This window comes from Halobellus litoreus, assembly GCF_024464595.1.
In the GTDB taxonomy this organism is placed as follows: Archaea; Halobacteriota; Halobacteria; order Halobacteriales; family Haloferacaceae; genus Haloquadratum; species Haloquadratum litoreum.
The window spans coordinates 1,055,896-1,070,683 of the sequence record NZ_JANHAW010000001.1 but is presented as its reverse complement, the minus strand read 5'-3'; the positions used below and the strand labels follow the sequence as shown (position 1 = coordinate 1,070,683).

Sequence of the window (14,788 nt, the reverse complement as noted above, 5' to 3'; positions counted from 1 at the left end):
ATGCAGACACCCAAAGAGATCGGTGCCATCCAGTTCGGGCTGATGGACCCGGAGACGTACCGAGACATGTCCGCGACGAAGATCATCACCGCGGACACGTACGACGACGACGGTTACCCAATCGATATGGGGCTGATGGACCCCCGCCTCGGGGTCATCGACCCCGGCCTCGAGTGTCGGACCTGCGGGTCGCACTCGGGTTCCTGTAACGGGCACTTCGGTCACATCGAACTGGCCGCGCCCGTCATCCACGTCGGCTTCACGAAACTCATCCGACGGCTGCTCCGGTCGACCTGTCGGGAGTGCGGCCGCCTCTCGCTGACGGCCGAGGAACAGGACGAGTTCCGCGAGGGACTCCAGCGCAACGAGGAACTCGGCGAGGACTGGACGGACGTCCTCAAGTCCGCGGTCCGGCAGGCTCGGAAGGCCAGCCGCTGTCCGCACTGCGGCGCGCCGCAGCACGACATCAAACACGAGAAGCCGACCACCTACTACGAGGTCCAGGACGTTCTCGCGGGCGATTACTCCGAGCGCATCGCCTCGGCGATGCAGCCGGACCCCGACGAGGACGACGGCGGGATGTCGCCGAGCGAACTCGCCGAGGAGTCCGGGCTCGACCTCGGTCGCGTCAACGACATCCTCTCCGGCGAGTTCCGTCCGGTCGGCGAGGACCGGAAGAAGCTGGAGAAGGCGCTCGATGTCGACCTAACCGAGGAGGACATGAACAAGCTCATGCCCTCGGACATCCGCGACTGGTTCGAGGACATCCCCGACGAGGACATCGAGACGCTCGGGATCGACCCCTCGCGGTCGCGCCCCGAGTGGATGATCCTCACCGTGCTCCCGGTCCCGCCGGTCACCGCGCGGCCGTCGATCACGCTGGACAACGGCCAGCGCTCCGAGGACGACCTGACGCACAAGCTGGTCGACATCATCCGCATCAACCAGCGGTTCATGGAGAACCGCGAGGCCGGCGCGCCGCAGCTGATCATCGAGGACCTCTGGGAACTGCTGCAGTACCACGTCACCACGTTCGTCGACAACGAGATCTCGGGAACGCCGCCGGCGCGACACCGCTCCGGCCGTCCGCTGAAGACGCTCAGCCAGCGACTGAAGGGCAAGGAGGGTCGCTTCCGCGGTTCGCTGTCCGGGAAGCGCGTGAACTTCTCCGCGCGGACCGTCATCTCGCCGGACCCGACGCTCTCGCTCAACGAGGTCGGCGTCCCCGAGCGCGTCGCCCGCGAGATGACGCAGACGATGAACGTCTCCGAGCGGAACCTCGGCCGGGCCAAGCAGTACGTCCAGAACGGTCCGGAGGGTCACCCCGGCGCGAACTACGTCAAGCGCCCCGACGGGCGTCGCCTGAAGGTCACCGAGAAGAACTGCGAGGAACTCGCCGAGAAGATCGACGCCGGCTGGGAGGTCAACCGACACCTCATCGACGGCGACATCGTGATCTTCAACCGCCAGCCGTCGCTGCACCGGATGTCGATTATGGCGCACGAGGTCGTGGTGATGCCGTACAAGACGTTCCGGCTCAACACCGTCGTCTGTCCGCCGTACAACGCCGACTTCGACGGCGACGAGATGAACATGCACGCCCTGCAGACGGAGGAGTCGCGGGCGGAGGCCCGCGTCCTGATGCGCGTGCAGGAGCAGCTCCTGAGCCCGCGCTTCGGCGAGAACATCATCGGCGCGATCCAGGACCACATCTCGGGTACCTACCTCCTCACCAACGGCAATCCGGAGTTCACCGAGACGCAGGCGCTCGACCTGCTTCGGGCGACGAGCATCGACACCCTGCCGGAGCCGGCCGGCGAGGACGAGACCGGCCAACCGTACTGGACCGGGCGACAGCTCTTCAGCGAACTCCTCCCCGAGGACCTGAACCTCTCTTTCACCTCCTCGGCGGGTGACGAGGTCGTGATCGAGGACGGCCAGCTGATCTCGGGCACCATCGACGAGGACGCCGTCGGCGCGTTCGGCGGCGAGGTCGTCGACACCCTGGCGAAGGTGCACTCGAAGACCCGGGCGCGCGTGTTCGTCAACGAGGTCGCCTCGCTGGCGATGCGCGCGATCATGCACTTCGGGTTCTCGATCGGGATCGACGACGAGTCGATCCCGGGCGAGGCCAACGAGCAGGTCGACGAGGCGATCGGCAACGCCTACGACCGCGTCCAGGAGCTCATCGAGATCTACGAGGCCGGCGAGCTCGAGTCGCTGCCGGGTCGGACGGTCGACGAGACCCTGGAGATGAAGATTATGCAGCAGCTCGGCAAGGCGCGCGACTCCGCCGGCGAGATCGCGGAGGACCACTTCCAGGACGACAACCCGGCGGTCGTGATGGCTCGATCCGGCGCGCGTGGGTCGATGCTGAACCTCACGCAGATGGCCGGCTGCGTCGGCCAGCAGGCGGTTCGCGGCGAGCGGATCAACCGCGGCTACGAGGGGCGGACCCTCAGCCACTACCAGCCGAACGACCTCTCGGCGGAGGCGCACGGGTTCGTCGAGAACAGTTACCGCGGCGGCCTCACCCCGCGGGAGTTCTTCTTCCACGCGATGGGCGGCCGCGAGGGCCTGGTCGACACCGCGGTTCGGACGTCGAAGTCCGGGTACCTGCAGCGTCGGCTGATCAACGCGCTCTCGGAACTTGAGGCGCAGTACGACGGCACCGTCCGCGACACGTCGGGGACGGTCGTCCAGTTCGAGTTCGGCGAGGACGGCACCTCGCCCGTGAAGGTCTCCTCCTCGGAGGACAACCCGATCGACGTCGAGAACGTCGCCGACCGGATTCTGGACGCGGAGTTCAGTTCCGAGGAAGAGAAAGAGCGGTTCCTCGGGCGGCAGGAACAGCCGACGAACATCTCCGAGTACGCCGGTCCCGGACTGGACAAGGCGCGGAACCTGGGGGTGGAGTCAGATGACTGAGGAGTACGAGTACGTCACCGACGACATCGAGGCCATCGTGCGGGACCACAACCTGCCCGAGAGCCTCCGGCACCGAATCTACGAGACGATCGAGGACCGCGGCGGGGTCGAACTCGAACAGGCCGAGGAGATCGCACAGGCGATCTCCTCGCGCTACGAGGACTCCCGCGTCGAGGCCCACGATCCCGTCGGGACCGTCTCCGCGCAGTCGATCGGCGAGCCCGGAACGCAGATGACGATGAACACGTTCCACTACGCGGGCGTCGCCGAGATCGACGTCACGCAGGGGCTGCCGCGACTCATCGAACTGGTCGACGCGCGGAAGACGCCCGACACGCCGATGATGACGGTCCACCTCGAAGACGAGTACGCCGAGAACCGCGAGCGCGCCCACGAGGTCGTCTGGCAGATGGAGGCGACGAAGATCCTCGCGCTCGGGGACATTTCGACGAACGTCGCGGATATGGTCGTGCAGGTCGACCTCAACGAGGAGACGCTCGAGGAGCGCTGGCCGACCGTCGACAGCGTCGACACCGTCGCCCAAGAGATCGCCGAGACGATCGAGGACTCCCTCGGCGTCAGCACGCGTCGCTCGGAGACGCTCATCGAGTTCGGCCCCGACGAGCCGAGCTACCGTCGACTGCTCCAACTCGTTGAGGAACTGCGCGAGATCGTCTTCAAGGGACTCGAGGACATCTCGCGCGTCGTCATCCGCAAGGAGGACAACGAGCGGACCGAGGGCGAGGAGTTCGTCCTCTACACCGAGGGCTCGGCCTTCGGCGACGTCCTCACGATCGAGGGCGTCGACGCGACGCGGACGACGAGTAACAACATCCACGAGGTCTACCGCAACCTCGGCGTCGAGGCCGCCCGCGAGACCATCATCAACGAGACGATGGAGACGCTGCGCGAGCAGGGTCTCGACGACGTGAACATCCGGCACCTGATGCTCGTCGCCGACATCATGACGAACCGCGGCGAGATCGAATCGATCGGTCGCCACGGCATCTCGGGCTCGAAGGACTCCGTCCTCGCCCGCGCCGCGTTCGAGGTGACGGTCAACCACCTGCTCGACGCGGCGGTCCACGGCGAGGAGGACGACCTCGACGGCGTCATCGAGAACGTCATCGTCGGCAAACCCGTCTCGATCGGGACGGGCGACGTCGACCTCCGGATGGGATCGATCGAGGCCGACGGCGGCGTCGAACTCGATCCCGCGGACGACTGACCGATGCGGATCACGCTGTCGGACGACGCGCGCCAGTACATCGCCCGCTTCGAGGACGAGACGGGCGCGACGGCCCGCGACTGCTTAGTTTACGACGAGCGGATCGTCATCCTCGTCGCGGCCGGCGAGATGGGCACGGCGATCGGTCCCGGCGGCGACCACGTCCGCGCGGTCGAAGAGTCGATCGGCCGCGACGTGGAACTCGTCGAGGACGCCGACACGCCGGTCGCGTTCGTCGAGAGCGCGCTCGCGCCCGCGGCCGTCCGACACGTGACGCTCTCCGAACAGGGCGGCGAGCGGATCGCCTACGCCGAGGTGCCAGACGCCGACCGCGGCGTCGCCATCGGCGCGGAGGGACAGAACATCGAGACGGCGCGGACGCTCGCCGAGCGGCACCACGAGATCGACGACATCCAGTTGACGTAGCCGCGTTCGACTGCCGCCTCCGACCGGGATCCCGCTTCCTGTCGACCGGCCCCGGTCGGAATCCGGGCTCCCGCTTCCACGCCACACTTTTTGTCTCGGTCCCCGTCTGTCCGGTCGTGCTCTCCGAACTGTTCGGGCCGGTTCTGGCGGGGACGACCCAGATCGTTCCGCCCGGACTGTTCGACGGGGTCGTCACCGAGTCGTACGCCGACCTGGCTCGCGGCGTCCTCGGATTCGTCGTCGCCGCGGCGGTGGCGTACTCGCTCGGCCGCCTCGTCGTCGTCCCGCTCGTCGTCCGAGTCGTCTCCGCGCGGAACCGGAACAATCCCACGATCGCGACGGCGACGCGGACGTACGCACACGCCCTCGTCGTCGCGATCGCAGGGCTCGTCGGGATCGCCGGCGCGGGCCTGTGGTCCATCCTGACGAACCTCTCGATCGTCGTCGCCGCGCTGACACTCGTCGTCGGCGCGGCGAGTCAGGACGTCGTCGGCTCGCTCACCAGCGGGCTGTTCCTGGTCTCCGATCCCGACTTCAACGTCGGCGACTGGATCGCCTGGCCCGGCGGCGAGGGCGTCGTCGAGGAGATCGACTTCCGCGTCACCCGCGTTCGGACGCCGAACAACGAGACGATCACCGTCCCGAACACGGAGTTGACGGCGAACGCGCTCACCCGACCGTACGGCCGGGATCAGTTCCGCATCACGGAGACGGTCGACGTCGCGTACGGCGACGACGTGGAGTTGGCGCTCCGCGAGCTCGCCGAGGTGGCCGGGACCGACGACCGCGTTCTCGAGGACCCGACCCCGACCGCGACGCTCGTCTCGTTCGAGGGCAGTTCGGTTCGGGTCCAGGCGATTTTCTGGGTCGAGGACCCGATGGATATGGACCTCGTGACGCTTCGCTCGGACTTCCGTCGCCGCGTGAAGCGCCGCTTCGACGAGGTGGGGCTGACGCTCGGGCCGCCCTCGGGACACGAACTCAGCGGCGAACTCGACGTCGCCGTCGACGACTCGGTCACCGAGTCCGACGGCGTGAACACGGAGGGAACGGACGCCGATCCGACGGCGTGAGTCGGGACGCGCCGACGCTGCAAGCTGCCAGCGAAAGCGGTCGGGAGACCGGGAGCGAAACGAAACGCTCTCCGTGCCGTTCAGTCGCTCTCCACCGACGAGTGACCGTAACCGGAATCGAAACGACGGCCTCAGATCCGTTCTTAGGGGTCGCTAATCCGCCCTGCGGCCGTCTCGTCGGATCCGAAAAGGGAGGCTTAAGTAGCTCCACCGGGAACTCAGGCTCACTATGGCGAACGGCAAATACGCCGCGCGAAAACTCAAGCAGGACCGGCAGAAGCGACGCTGGTCCGACTCGGAGTACGCGCGACGCGAACGCGGTCTCGGCGCGAAGTCCGACCCCCTCGAGGGGGCCCCGCAGGGACGCGGGATCGTCCTCGAGAAGGTCGGTATCGAAGCGAAACAGCCCAACTCGGCCATCCGAAAGTGCGTCCGAGTGCAGCTCATCAAGAACGGGAAGCAGGTCACCGCCTTCTGTCCCGGTGACGGCGCGATCTCCTTCATCGACGAGCACGACGAGGTCACGATCGCCGGTATCGGCGGCGCGAAGGGTCGTGCGATGGGCGACCTCTCCGGCGTGAACTACAAGGTCGAGAAGGTCAACGGCGTCTCGATGATCGAACTGGTCCGCGGCAACGCAGAGAAACCGGTGCGCTAAGATGTCCGAAAGCGAAGCCCCCGAGCCGGATGCCCCGGCCGACAGCGAGGAAGCGGAGACGAACGCGCAACTGTTCGGCGTCTGGGACGTCACCGAGATCGAGTACTCGGACCCCTCGACGGAGCGCTACATCAACGTCACGCCCATCGCGCACACGATGGGGCGACACGCCTCGAAACAGTTCCAGAAGTCCGAACTCAGCATCGTCGAGCGCCTCGTCAACCGCCTGATGCAGACCGAGGAGAACACGGGCCACAAGCAGAAGACGATGAAGATCGTCAAGCAGGCCTTCGAGAGCGTCCACGAGCGCACCGAGGAGAACCCGGTGCAGGTGCTCGTCCGCGCGGTCGAGAACGCCGCGCCCCGAGAGGAGACCGTCCGCCTGAAGTACGGCGGCATCTCGGTCCCGCAGGCCGTCGACGTCGCGCCCCAGCGCCGCGTCGACCAGGCGCTGAAGTTCATCGCCGAGGGTACCCAGCGCGGCTCCTACAAGTCGCCGCAGAGCGCCGACGAGGCGCTCGCGCAGGTCCTCATCGGCGCGGCCGACTACGACGTTCAGTCGTACGCCATCGGTCAGAAAGAGGAGTCCGAGCGCGTCGCCGAAGCGGCACGGTAGACCGTTCGCACCCGCGGTTCGATTTTTTTTGCCGTCTCTTTTCCCCGTTTTACTCCCGCTCAGTCGGCAGCGACGCCCCCGCCGGAATCGCCGACAACGTACGCTCGCGTGGCGTCGACGAGCGCCTTCCGGTAGTCGCTCGCGGAGGGGTCGTCGCCGAGTGAGCGGAACCGCCGCTTGAACGCGTCGAGGTCGACGCCCGGGGCGTCGTCGGCGGCGGCGTGCGCGAGGTCGTAGATCCGGTGGTCCCGGCCGACGACGTCGTGGCGCTCGACGAGGCCGAGCGCGAAGGCGGCGTTGACGGCCGTGATCTCGGGATCGGATCCGGCCGTGATGCGGCGGGAGTCGGGCCACGGAGCGGGATCCGGCCGCGTGGCGACCGCCCGCGCGAGTTCGGATTCGAGAAAGGAGACCAGTTTCGCCGGCGGCATCACCGAGAGGGTGATGTCGTCGGCGTAGATGTCCTTCATATGGTTCGCGATCTGATAGCAGTGGGCGACTTTCCGGCGTTCGACCGACTCTCCCGACAGCGCCAGAAAGAGCGCCTCCTCGGTCTTGAGGTGGTGTGAGGCGTGTCCCTCCTCGTTGCGGGCCATATGCGCGAGTTCGTGAACGACAAGTTCGCGGGCCATCGCGCTCGTCGCCGCCTGCCGCGAGATGTTCAGCACGTGGCGGTCGTCGTAGTGCGCCGCCCAGGTCCGCTCGTCGGGGTCCGTCCGGACGTCGACGTACACCGGCAGTTCGAGGTCGTACTCGGTCTCGAACAGGTCGCCCGCGCCGAGAAACGGGTCGGCCGGGACGTCGCCGCGTACTCGAAGGTCCATGTGTATCTCTCTCAAGGGGTGATCGGACAAGACTCTTGCCCCGGCGTCCGCAGCGCCGTCCGTCGGCTTTCGACCCGTCCTTACCGTGTGTCAAACCGAAGCATACCTGCGCAGTGGCGGCCGTAACCGGCGATTTCGAGGCCGGCAAAACACTACCCTTTTGACCCTCCTACCGGTACTGGGTCGTATAATGGGCCGACGAAAGAAGATCGTACAAGAGTGTGAGCAACTGATGGACAAACCGGAGCAGATCCGGAACATCGCCATCGCGGCTCACGTCGACCACGGGAAGACCACGCTGACGGACAACCTCCTCGCCGGGGCGGGGATGATCGCCGACGAGGGCGAGGCGACCCGGCTGATGATGGACACAGAGGAGGACGAACAGGAACGCGGGATCACCATCGACGCGGCGAACGTCTCGATGACCCACGAGTACGAGGAGGAAAACCACCTCATCAACCTCATCGACACGCCCGGCCACGTCGACTTCGGTGGCGACGTGACGCGTGCGATGCGCGCCGTCGACGGGGCACTGGTCGTCGTCGACGCCGTCGAGGGCGCGATGCCGCAGACCGAGACGGTCGTCCGGCAGGCCCTGCGGGAGGGCGTCAAGCCCGCGCTGTTCATCAACAAGGTCGACCGCCTCATCAGCGAGCTCCAAGAGGGGCCCGAGGAGATGCAGGAACGGCTGATGGACGTCATCGGCGACGTCAACGAGCTCATCCGCGGAATGACCGAGGACCGAGACGACATCGACGACTGGACCGTCTCCGTCGAGGACGGCACCGTCGCGTTCGGCTCGGCGCTGTACAAGTGGGGCGTCTCCGCGCCGTCGATGGCTCGGACCGGCATCGGCTTCCCCGAGATCATCGAGATGGAGCGCAACGACGAGCGGCTCGAACTGCACGAGCAGTCGCCGCTCTCTGACGTCGTCCTCGACATGGTCGCCGAGCACTTCCCCAACCCGCTCGACGCCCAGCCCCGTCGGATCCCGCGCGTCTGGCGCGGCGACGACGAGTCCGAACTCGCGCGACAGATGCGCGAGGTCGACGACGACGGCGAGGTCGTCTTCATGGTGACCGACATCTCGATGGACCCCCACGCCGGCGAAATCGCCACGGGGCGACTGTTCAGCGGCACGATCAAGCAGGGCCAGGAGCTGTACGTCTCCGGTACGGCGGGCAAGAACCGCGTCCAGTCGGTCGGGATCTTCATGGGCGGCGAACGCGAGGAACTCGACCGCGGCGTTCCGGCGGGGAACATCGCGGCCGTCACCGGCCTGCGCGACGCTATCGCCGGCTCTACGGTCTCTTCCCTCGAGATGACGCCGTTCGAGTCGATCGAGCACATCTCCGAGCCGGTCATCACGAAGTCCGTCGAGGCGAAGAGCATGGACGACCTGCCGAAGCTCATCGAGACGCTCCAGCAGGTCGCCAAGGAGGACCCGACCATTCGGGTCGAGATCAACGAGGACACGGGCGAGCACCTCATCAGCGGGCAGGGCGAACTGCACCTCGAGGTCATCACCCAGCGCATCCAGAAGAACCAGGGCATCCCGGTCCAGACCGGTGAGCCGATCGTCGTCTTCCGCGAGGCCCCACAGCAGCAGTCCCGCGAGGTCGAGGGCGTCTCGCCGAACCGACACAACAAGTTCTACATCACCGTCGAACCCCTCTCGGATGACATCGTCGACGCGATCAAGCTCGGCGAGGTCTCGATGGATATGCCGGAACTGGAGCGCCGCGAGGCGCTGCAGGAGGCCGGAATGGACAAGGACACGTCCCAGGAAGTCGAGCACATCCACGGGACGAACATCCTCATCGACGACACGAAAGGGATCCAGCACCTCAACGAGACGATGGAACTCGTCATCGAGGGGCTCGAGGAGGCCCTCGACGACGGTCCGCTGGCCAACGAGCCCGTTCAGGGATCGCTCCTCCGCCTGCACGACGCGAAACTGCACGAGGACACGATCCACCGCGGTCCGGCGCAGGTCATTCCTGCAGTTCGGGACGCGGTTCACCGCGCGCTCATCGACGCCGACATCAAACTGCTCGAACCCATCCAGAACGTCCGCATCGACGTTCCCTCCGAGCATATGGGTTCGGCGTCCGGCGAGATTCAGGGCCGCCGCGGCCGCGTCGACGACATGTTCCAGGAGGGCGACCTGATGGTCATCGAGGGCATCGCGCCCGTCGAAGAGATGATCGGCTTCTCCTCGGACATCCGCTCGGCGACCGAGGGCCGCGCCTCGTGGAACACCGAGAACGCGGGCTTCCGCGTGCTCTCCGATAACCTCCAGCGCGAGAAGATTATGGAGATCCGCGAGCGCAAGGGAATGAAGCTCGAACTGCCGCAGTCGGTCGACCAGTTCTAGACCACGCTCCCGCGCTCCGGATCGAGTCCTCGGCCGCGCGCGGTGAATCGACGGCCGCACTCTTCGGACCGTCGGCCCGCCGACGTCGTCGTACGACTCCCGCGTCGTCGAGGATGATTCTCCGGATCGATACTCGGGCCAGTACTTTCAAGCGGCTCTCCGGTCTGCGCGCACCTATGCGCACTCGAATCGTCTCTCTTCTCGATCAGATCGGATTCGGTTCGCCGCCAGAGTCGATCACGCCGAGCGATCCGTCCCCCGTCCGCGTCGCCGCCAGCGCAGTCGTGTCGGTGACGGGCCTCGTGTTACTCGTCCCGAACCTCTTTCCGGTGCTGGACGGCGGCGGTGCGTTCTCGGTCGCGCTCGGTCTGGTGGGCGCGCTCGTCGCTATCGGTCTCGTCGCCGTGGGCGGCCTGCTGTACTACAGCGGCTTCAGCGACCGCAACGCGGCCCGAATCGCCGTCTGGAACCTCCTCGGCGTCGTCGTCCTCGGAGGCGTGATGCTCGCGCACGCGTACGCGCAGAACCGCCTCTCGGGGGGGATCGCCCCCTCGATGTTCACCGTCGGGAACCTGCTCGCGATCGGCGCGGCGGCGCACGTCATCATCGGCGTCTACGACGCGCGCCGGGTGCGCGCCGAGCAACTCGCCCGCGAGCGGCGGCGGACCGCCGTTCTGAACCGCGTGCTCCGACACAACCTCCGGAACGAGGCGCAGGTGCTCGCCGGCCACGCGGACATCGTCGCCGGCGTGCCCGACGAGGCGCAGATCCGCCGCTCGGCGGCGGTGTTGCAACGGAGCGCCGACACCGTCGGTAGCCTCGCGGAGGGCGCGAAGACCATCTCCCGCGAGCGCGATCGAGGCCCCGAGGAGTACACGCCGACCGACCCCGCGGCGGTTCTGGAGTCGGCCGTCGAGCACGCGCGCGATCGATTCCCGGAGACCTCGTTCGAGTTCGACGCCCCGGACGATCTCGACGGGACGGTGCGCGCCAGCGACGGGTTGCGGACGGCGCTCGACGAACTCCTCGAGAACGCCGCCGAACACGGCGACCCGCCGGTGGAGGCGTCGGTTCGGATCCTCCCCGACGCGGTTGAACTGTCGGTCACCGACCGCGGCGACGGGGTGCCGGCGCACGAGCGGGACGTCGTCGCCGGCGAGACCGACATCACGCAGTTGACGCACGGGAGCGGGTTGGGGCTGTGGGTCGCGAAGACGGTCGCGGACACCCATCGGGGGTCGCTGTCGTTCTCGGAGACCGAGGATTCGACGACGGTGACGCTGTCGGTGCCGCGAGCGTAGCCCGACCGCTCCGCCTCCGACGGACTTTCGCCGGCGGCAACGCGTGCCATCGACGAAGGCTTATATCGGTCCGGGAGTTGACGTTGGGGTATGTGTACGGAAACGATCTCGCGGTCCCGATCCAGTCGCGCTGGAACGGACCGAGATGCTACTGTCTCCGGAACGGACCTCGGAGTCACTGTCTCTCGACGCGAATCACCACGTGATCCAGTCGGCCGCGCCGACCTGAGCGAGGCGTCGAACAGTTCGGGAGTGACCCGCCTGTGACGTCTGCGCTCGGATCCGACTCCGAGTCGGACTCGGAGGCCGAGGCCGATTCGGAGCAGACGTCTCGATCACGTGGCGGCGTCGAGGAGGCCGGCGACGCCGACCGCGACCCACAGCCCCACACGATCCGCCTCGAACTCGCGGACGAACCGGGGCAGTTGCTCGCCGCCCTGGAACCGATCTCGGAGAACGGCGGCAACCTGCTGTCGATCTTCCACGAGCGCGGCAACGTCACGCCCCGGGGACGCATCCCCGTCGAAGTCGACGTCGAGGCCACGCCGGACCGCTTCGACGGGATCGTCGCGGCGCTCCGCGAGGAGGGTGTCAACGTCGTGCAGGCGGGGGCGGAACACTACGCCGAAGAGGTCGTCGTCCTTCTCGTGGGACACCTCGTCGACACCGACCTCTCGGACACGCTCCGACGGGTCGAGGCGAACTCGGCGACCTCGATCGCGGACTTCTCGCTGAACGCGCCCGAGGGGCGGAGCGACACGTCGAGCGCCCGCCTCCGGATGGCGACCCGCGCCGGCGAGACGGCCGCCGCGCTGGACGTCATCCGGGAGATCGCCGCCGAGAAGGACCTACACGTCGTCGAACCGCTCGCTGGGGGTGCGGTATGAGCGACGGGAAGCGACTCGCGGTTCTCGGCGCGGGCGCGGTCGGGAGCGCCGTCGTCGACCTCGCCGCGGAGTACGGCCACTCGGTCGTCGCGTTCGCGGACTCCTCGTCGGCGGTGACGGCCGACGGAGGTATCGACACCGCGGCGGTACTGGACCGGAAGGCGAACGACGACGTCGTCGGCGACGAGGCCCCCGACGCGGCGCTCGACGCCGACTACGACGTTCTCGTCGAGGCCACCCCGACGACGCTCGGAGACGCCGAACCCGGGTTCTCGCACCTCGAGACGGCCCTGGAGCGCGACCGACACGTCGTGCTCGCGAACAAGGGACCGGTCGCCGAGCGGTACGCCGACGTCCGCGAACTCGAGCGCGAGAGCGCCGGCGACGTCCGCTTCGAGGCGACGGTCGGCGGTGCGATTCCCATCATCTCGACGGTCGAGGATCTCTCACCCTCTCACGTCACCGCCGCTCGGGGCGTCCTCAACGGCACGGCGAACTTCATCCTCTCGCGGATGGCCGCCGAGGGAATCGACTACGAGCACGTCCTCGCCGAAGCGCAGGATTTGGGCGTCGCCGAGGCGGACCCGACGTTCGACGTCGAGGGAACCGACGCCGCGTTGAAGTGCGTCATCCTGGCGAACGTGCTCTCGGCGGGCGAACGCGAGTTCACGCTCGACGACGCCGACGTCGAGGGGATCACGAACGTCCCCGGCAGCGCGCTCGAACTCGCCGCCGAGGACGGGCGGACCATCAGGCTCGTCGGCGAGGCTACCAGAGATGGCATCCGCGTCGGGCCTCGACTCGTCCCGCAGAACGCCGCCCTCTCGGTGACGGGCACGCGGAACATCGTCCAGTTGGAGACTGAACACGCCGGCCAACTGAACCTCAGCGGACGGGGCGCGGGCGGACCGGAGACAGCTTCTGCGGTGCTCGGCGACGTCGGTCGGCTGGAGTGACCCTTCGGCCGAACACCGCGACGGGGAATTTAATCTGCCGCGCCGTCTAGCCGCGGTATGGTTCCCGGTCGCCGCGGATTCCTCCGACTGGCCGGCGGCGCCGGTTCGGTCGTCGTCGCGGGGTGCGGTTCGGGCGGTTCCACACCGGCCGTCGAGGTGCCGGCGAGCGCGTCGAGCGACGAGCCGATCTCGATCGACGTCCGCGGGGTCGCGCCGCACGGGCGGGTGACGCTCCGGTCCCGCGCTCGGGACCGGGGCGGAACTGCGTGGGGGGCCAGCGCCGTGTTCGAAACTGGCCCGGACGGGACGGTGACCGTCGGGAACCAGCATCCGGTCGACGGTCGGTACTACGACCGCGCGGACCCGATGGGGCTGTTCTGGTCGATGCGGCCGACGGAGATGGACCCGGCGGAGCCGCTTCCGCCGGACGTTCGGTTCGTTCCGCCCGAACCGTCCTTCGACGTCACTCTCGCGGTCGAGATGGACGGGCGCACGCTCGCGGAGGCGACCACGACCCGAGTGCTGTACGATCCGGGCGTCGAGCGGGTAGCCACCGGTCCCGCGGACCTCGTCGGTGCGGCCTTCCTGCCGCCGGGTGAGGGCCCCGCGCCCGGCGTGATCCACCTGCACGGGGCGGGCGGAACACCGTTTTACGGTCTGGCACGGCAGCTCGCGTCCCGCGGGTTCGCGACGCTCGCGCTCCGGTACTTCGGCGAACCGGAGCCCCTGCCCGATTCACTGCTCGAGGTTCCGGTCAAGTACGTCGAGCGAGCGATCAGTTGGTTCCGGCGCCGAGAGCGGGTCGCCGACGGCGGGATCGGGCTCTTCGGGTTCTCGCGGGGCGGACCGCTCGCGTTGCTCGCCGCGACGCTGAGCGACGCGGTCGGAGCCGTCGTCGGGTGGGTCCCGAGCGGCGTCGTCTACGAGGGGCTCGGCCCGGGTCGGAGTCCCGCCGGGGCTTCCGCGTGGACGATCGACGGGGACCCGGTCCCGTACCTCGAACTGGCGGCGGCGGACCTCGGGCCGCCGCCGACGCCGGGCTTACCGCTGTTCGAACCGCCGCTGGAGAACGCGTCGCGGGCGCGTCTCGAAGCGGCGACGGTTCCAGTCGAGGCCGTTGACGCACCGATCTACCTGGCGTCTGCCACGGACGACCGACGGTGGCCCTCGCCGGAACTGTGCCGACGGGCCATCGACCGACTCGACGGTGCCGACTCCCGCCACGCGTATCGCCACGACGCCTTCGAGGGTGCGGGGCACTTTCTGTTCCCTCCGTTCCTCCCGACGGCCGGGACGACGCGGAACTCGACCCACCGCTTCGGCGGGCGTCCGGCGGCGAACGCCCGAGCCAACGCGGCTGCCTGGGCGCGAACGCGGTCGTTTCTGGCCCGATCGCTGCCTTCCCGGTGAGTGGCCGGCGGGGTCGTTGGCCCCCCTCCGCGAGGCAGCCGTCGGCGGCGGAGTGCGCCGCTTCGATCGCGATCGACCCCCGCTCGATCCGGGGTTAGACC

The 14,788-nt window shown here is 68.0% G+C and carries 12 protein-coding genes; 11 read left to right on the top strand and 1 reads right to left on the bottom strand.

The features are described 5' to 3' along the window. From NO360_RS05460 to NO360_RS05435, 6 genes are all read left to right on the top strand, one after another. Window positions 1-2,928: a DNA-directed RNA polymerase subunit A' gene (locus NO360_RS05460; protein WP_256306535.1), complete on the top strand. Its 2,928-nt coding sequence runs from the start codon at window positions 1-3 to the stop codon at window positions 2,926-2,928. Next, the gene (rpoA2, locus tag NO360_RS05455) at window positions 2,921-4,156 is read left to right on the top strand and encodes a DNA-directed RNA polymerase subunit A'' (protein WP_256306534.1); all 1,236 of its coding nucleotides are present in this window, start codon (window positions 2,921-2,923) and stop codon (window positions 4,154-4,156) included. Before NO360_RS05460 ends, rpoA2 begins: the two co-directional genes overlap by 8 nt. A 3-nt stretch (window positions 4,157-4,159) precedes the next feature. After that, window positions 4,160-4,582 (top strand): NusA-like transcription termination signal-binding factor, encoded by a 423-nt coding sequence (locus NO360_RS05450; RefSeq protein ID WP_256306532.1) that lies wholly within the window; start codon window positions 4,160-4,162, stop codon window positions 4,580-4,582. Window positions 4,583-4,725: 143 nt separating this feature from the next. Beyond that, complete coding sequence (locus NO360_RS05445; RefSeq protein WP_390282115.1) at window positions 4,726-5,655, top strand: mechanosensitive ion channel family protein; 930 nt, start codon at window positions 4,726-4,728, stop codon at window positions 5,653-5,655. A 229-nt stretch (window positions 5,656-5,884) separates the two neighbouring features. Further along, window positions 5,885-6,313, top strand: a complete 429-nt coding sequence (locus tag NO360_RS05440) for a 30S ribosomal protein S12 (RefSeq protein WP_089768796.1) — start codon at window positions 5,885-5,887, stop codon at window positions 6,311-6,313. A gap of 1 nt (window position 6,314) precedes the next feature. After that, window positions 6,315-6,929: a 30S ribosomal protein S7 gene (locus NO360_RS05435; RefSeq protein ID WP_256306530.1), complete on the top strand. Its 615-nt coding sequence runs from the start codon at window positions 6,315-6,317 to the stop codon at window positions 6,927-6,929. Window positions 6,930-6,988: 59 nt separating this feature from the next. On the opposite strand, the gene NO360_RS05430 is transcribed toward NO360_RS05435, so the two are convergent. Next, a complete protein-coding gene (locus NO360_RS05430; RefSeq protein ID WP_256306529.1) occupies window positions 6,989-7,753 on the bottom strand; it encodes a DUF5781 family protein in 765 nt (254 codons plus the stop codon). Window positions 7,754-7,943: 190 nt separating this feature from the next. On the opposite strand from NO360_RS05430, the gene NO360_RS05425 reads away from it, so the two are divergent. The 5 genes from NO360_RS05425 (at window position 7,944) to NO360_RS05405 (ending at window position 14,687) form a co-directional block, all read left to right on the top strand. Continuing rightward, on the top strand, window positions 7,944-10,133 hold the full coding sequence (locus NO360_RS05425) for an elongation factor EF-2 (RefSeq protein ID WP_256306528.1): 2,190 nt from the start codon (window positions 7,944-7,946) through the stop codon (window positions 10,131-10,133). Between the two features lie 176 nt (window positions 10,134-10,309). After that, on the top strand, window positions 10,310-11,434 hold the full coding sequence (locus tag NO360_RS05420; protein WP_256306527.1) for a sensor histidine kinase: 1,125 nt from the start codon (window positions 10,310-10,312) through the stop codon (window positions 11,432-11,434). A gap of 263 nt (window positions 11,435-11,697) precedes the next feature. Continuing rightward, window positions 11,698-12,321 carry an amino acid-binding protein gene (locus NO360_RS05415; RefSeq protein ID WP_390281966.1) on the top strand — a complete coding sequence of 208 codons (624 nt, stop codon included), beginning with the start codon at window positions 11,698-11,700 and terminating at the stop codon, window positions 12,319-12,321. Beyond that, the gene (locus NO360_RS05410; RefSeq protein ID WP_256306526.1) at window positions 12,318-13,277 is read left to right on the top strand and encodes a homoserine dehydrogenase; all 960 of its coding nucleotides are present in this window, start codon (window positions 12,318-12,320) and stop codon (window positions 13,275-13,277) included. Before NO360_RS05415 ends, NO360_RS05410 begins: the two co-directional genes overlap by 4 nt. Before the next feature lie 57 nt (window positions 13,278-13,334). After that, window positions 13,335-14,687 carry an acyl-CoA thioester hydrolase/BAAT C-terminal domain-containing protein gene (locus NO360_RS05405; RefSeq protein ID WP_256306524.1) on the top strand — a complete coding sequence of 451 codons (1,353 nt, stop codon included), beginning with the start codon at window positions 13,335-13,337 and terminating at the stop codon, window positions 14,685-14,687. The last annotated feature ends 101 nt before the right edge of the window (window positions 14,688-14,788 follow it).

Coding starts and splice junctions, on each gene's coding strand:
- NO360_RS05420 (WP_256306527.1), top strand. CDS start 10,310: ATGCGCACTCGAATCGTCTCTCTTCTCGATCAGATCGGATTCGGTTCG.
- NO360_RS05450 (WP_256306532.1), top strand. CDS start 4,160: ATGCGGATCACGCTGTCGGACGACGCGCGCCAGTACATCGCCCGCTTC.
- NO360_RS05435 (WP_256306530.1), top strand. CDS start 6,315: ATGTCCGAAAGCGAAGCCCCCGAGCCGGATGCCCCGGCCGACAGCGAG.
- NO360_RS05430 (WP_256306529.1), bottom strand. CDS start 7,753: ATGGACCTTCGAGTACGCGGCGACGTCCCGGCCGACCCGTTTCTCGGC.
- NO360_RS05405 (WP_256306524.1), top strand. CDS start 13,335: ATGGTTCCCGGTCGCCGCGGATTCCTCCGACTGGCCGGCGGCGCCGGT.
- NO360_RS05460 (WP_256306535.1), top strand. CDS start 1: ATGCAGACACCCAAAGAGATCGGTGCCATCCAGTTCGGGCTGATGGAC.
- rpoA2 (WP_256306534.1), top strand. CDS start 2,921: ATGACTGAGGAGTACGAGTACGTCACCGACGACATCGAGGCCATCGTG.
- NO360_RS05440 (WP_089768796.1), top strand. CDS start 5,885: ATGGCGAACGGCAAATACGCCGCGCGAAAACTCAAGCAGGACCGGCAG.
- NO360_RS05425 (WP_256306528.1), top strand. CDS start 7,944: ATGGGCCGACGAAAGAAGATCGTACAAGAGTGTGAGCAACTGATGGAC.
- NO360_RS05410 (WP_256306526.1), top strand. CDS start 12,318: ATGAGCGACGGGAAGCGACTCGCGGTTCTCGGCGCGGGCGCGGTCGGG.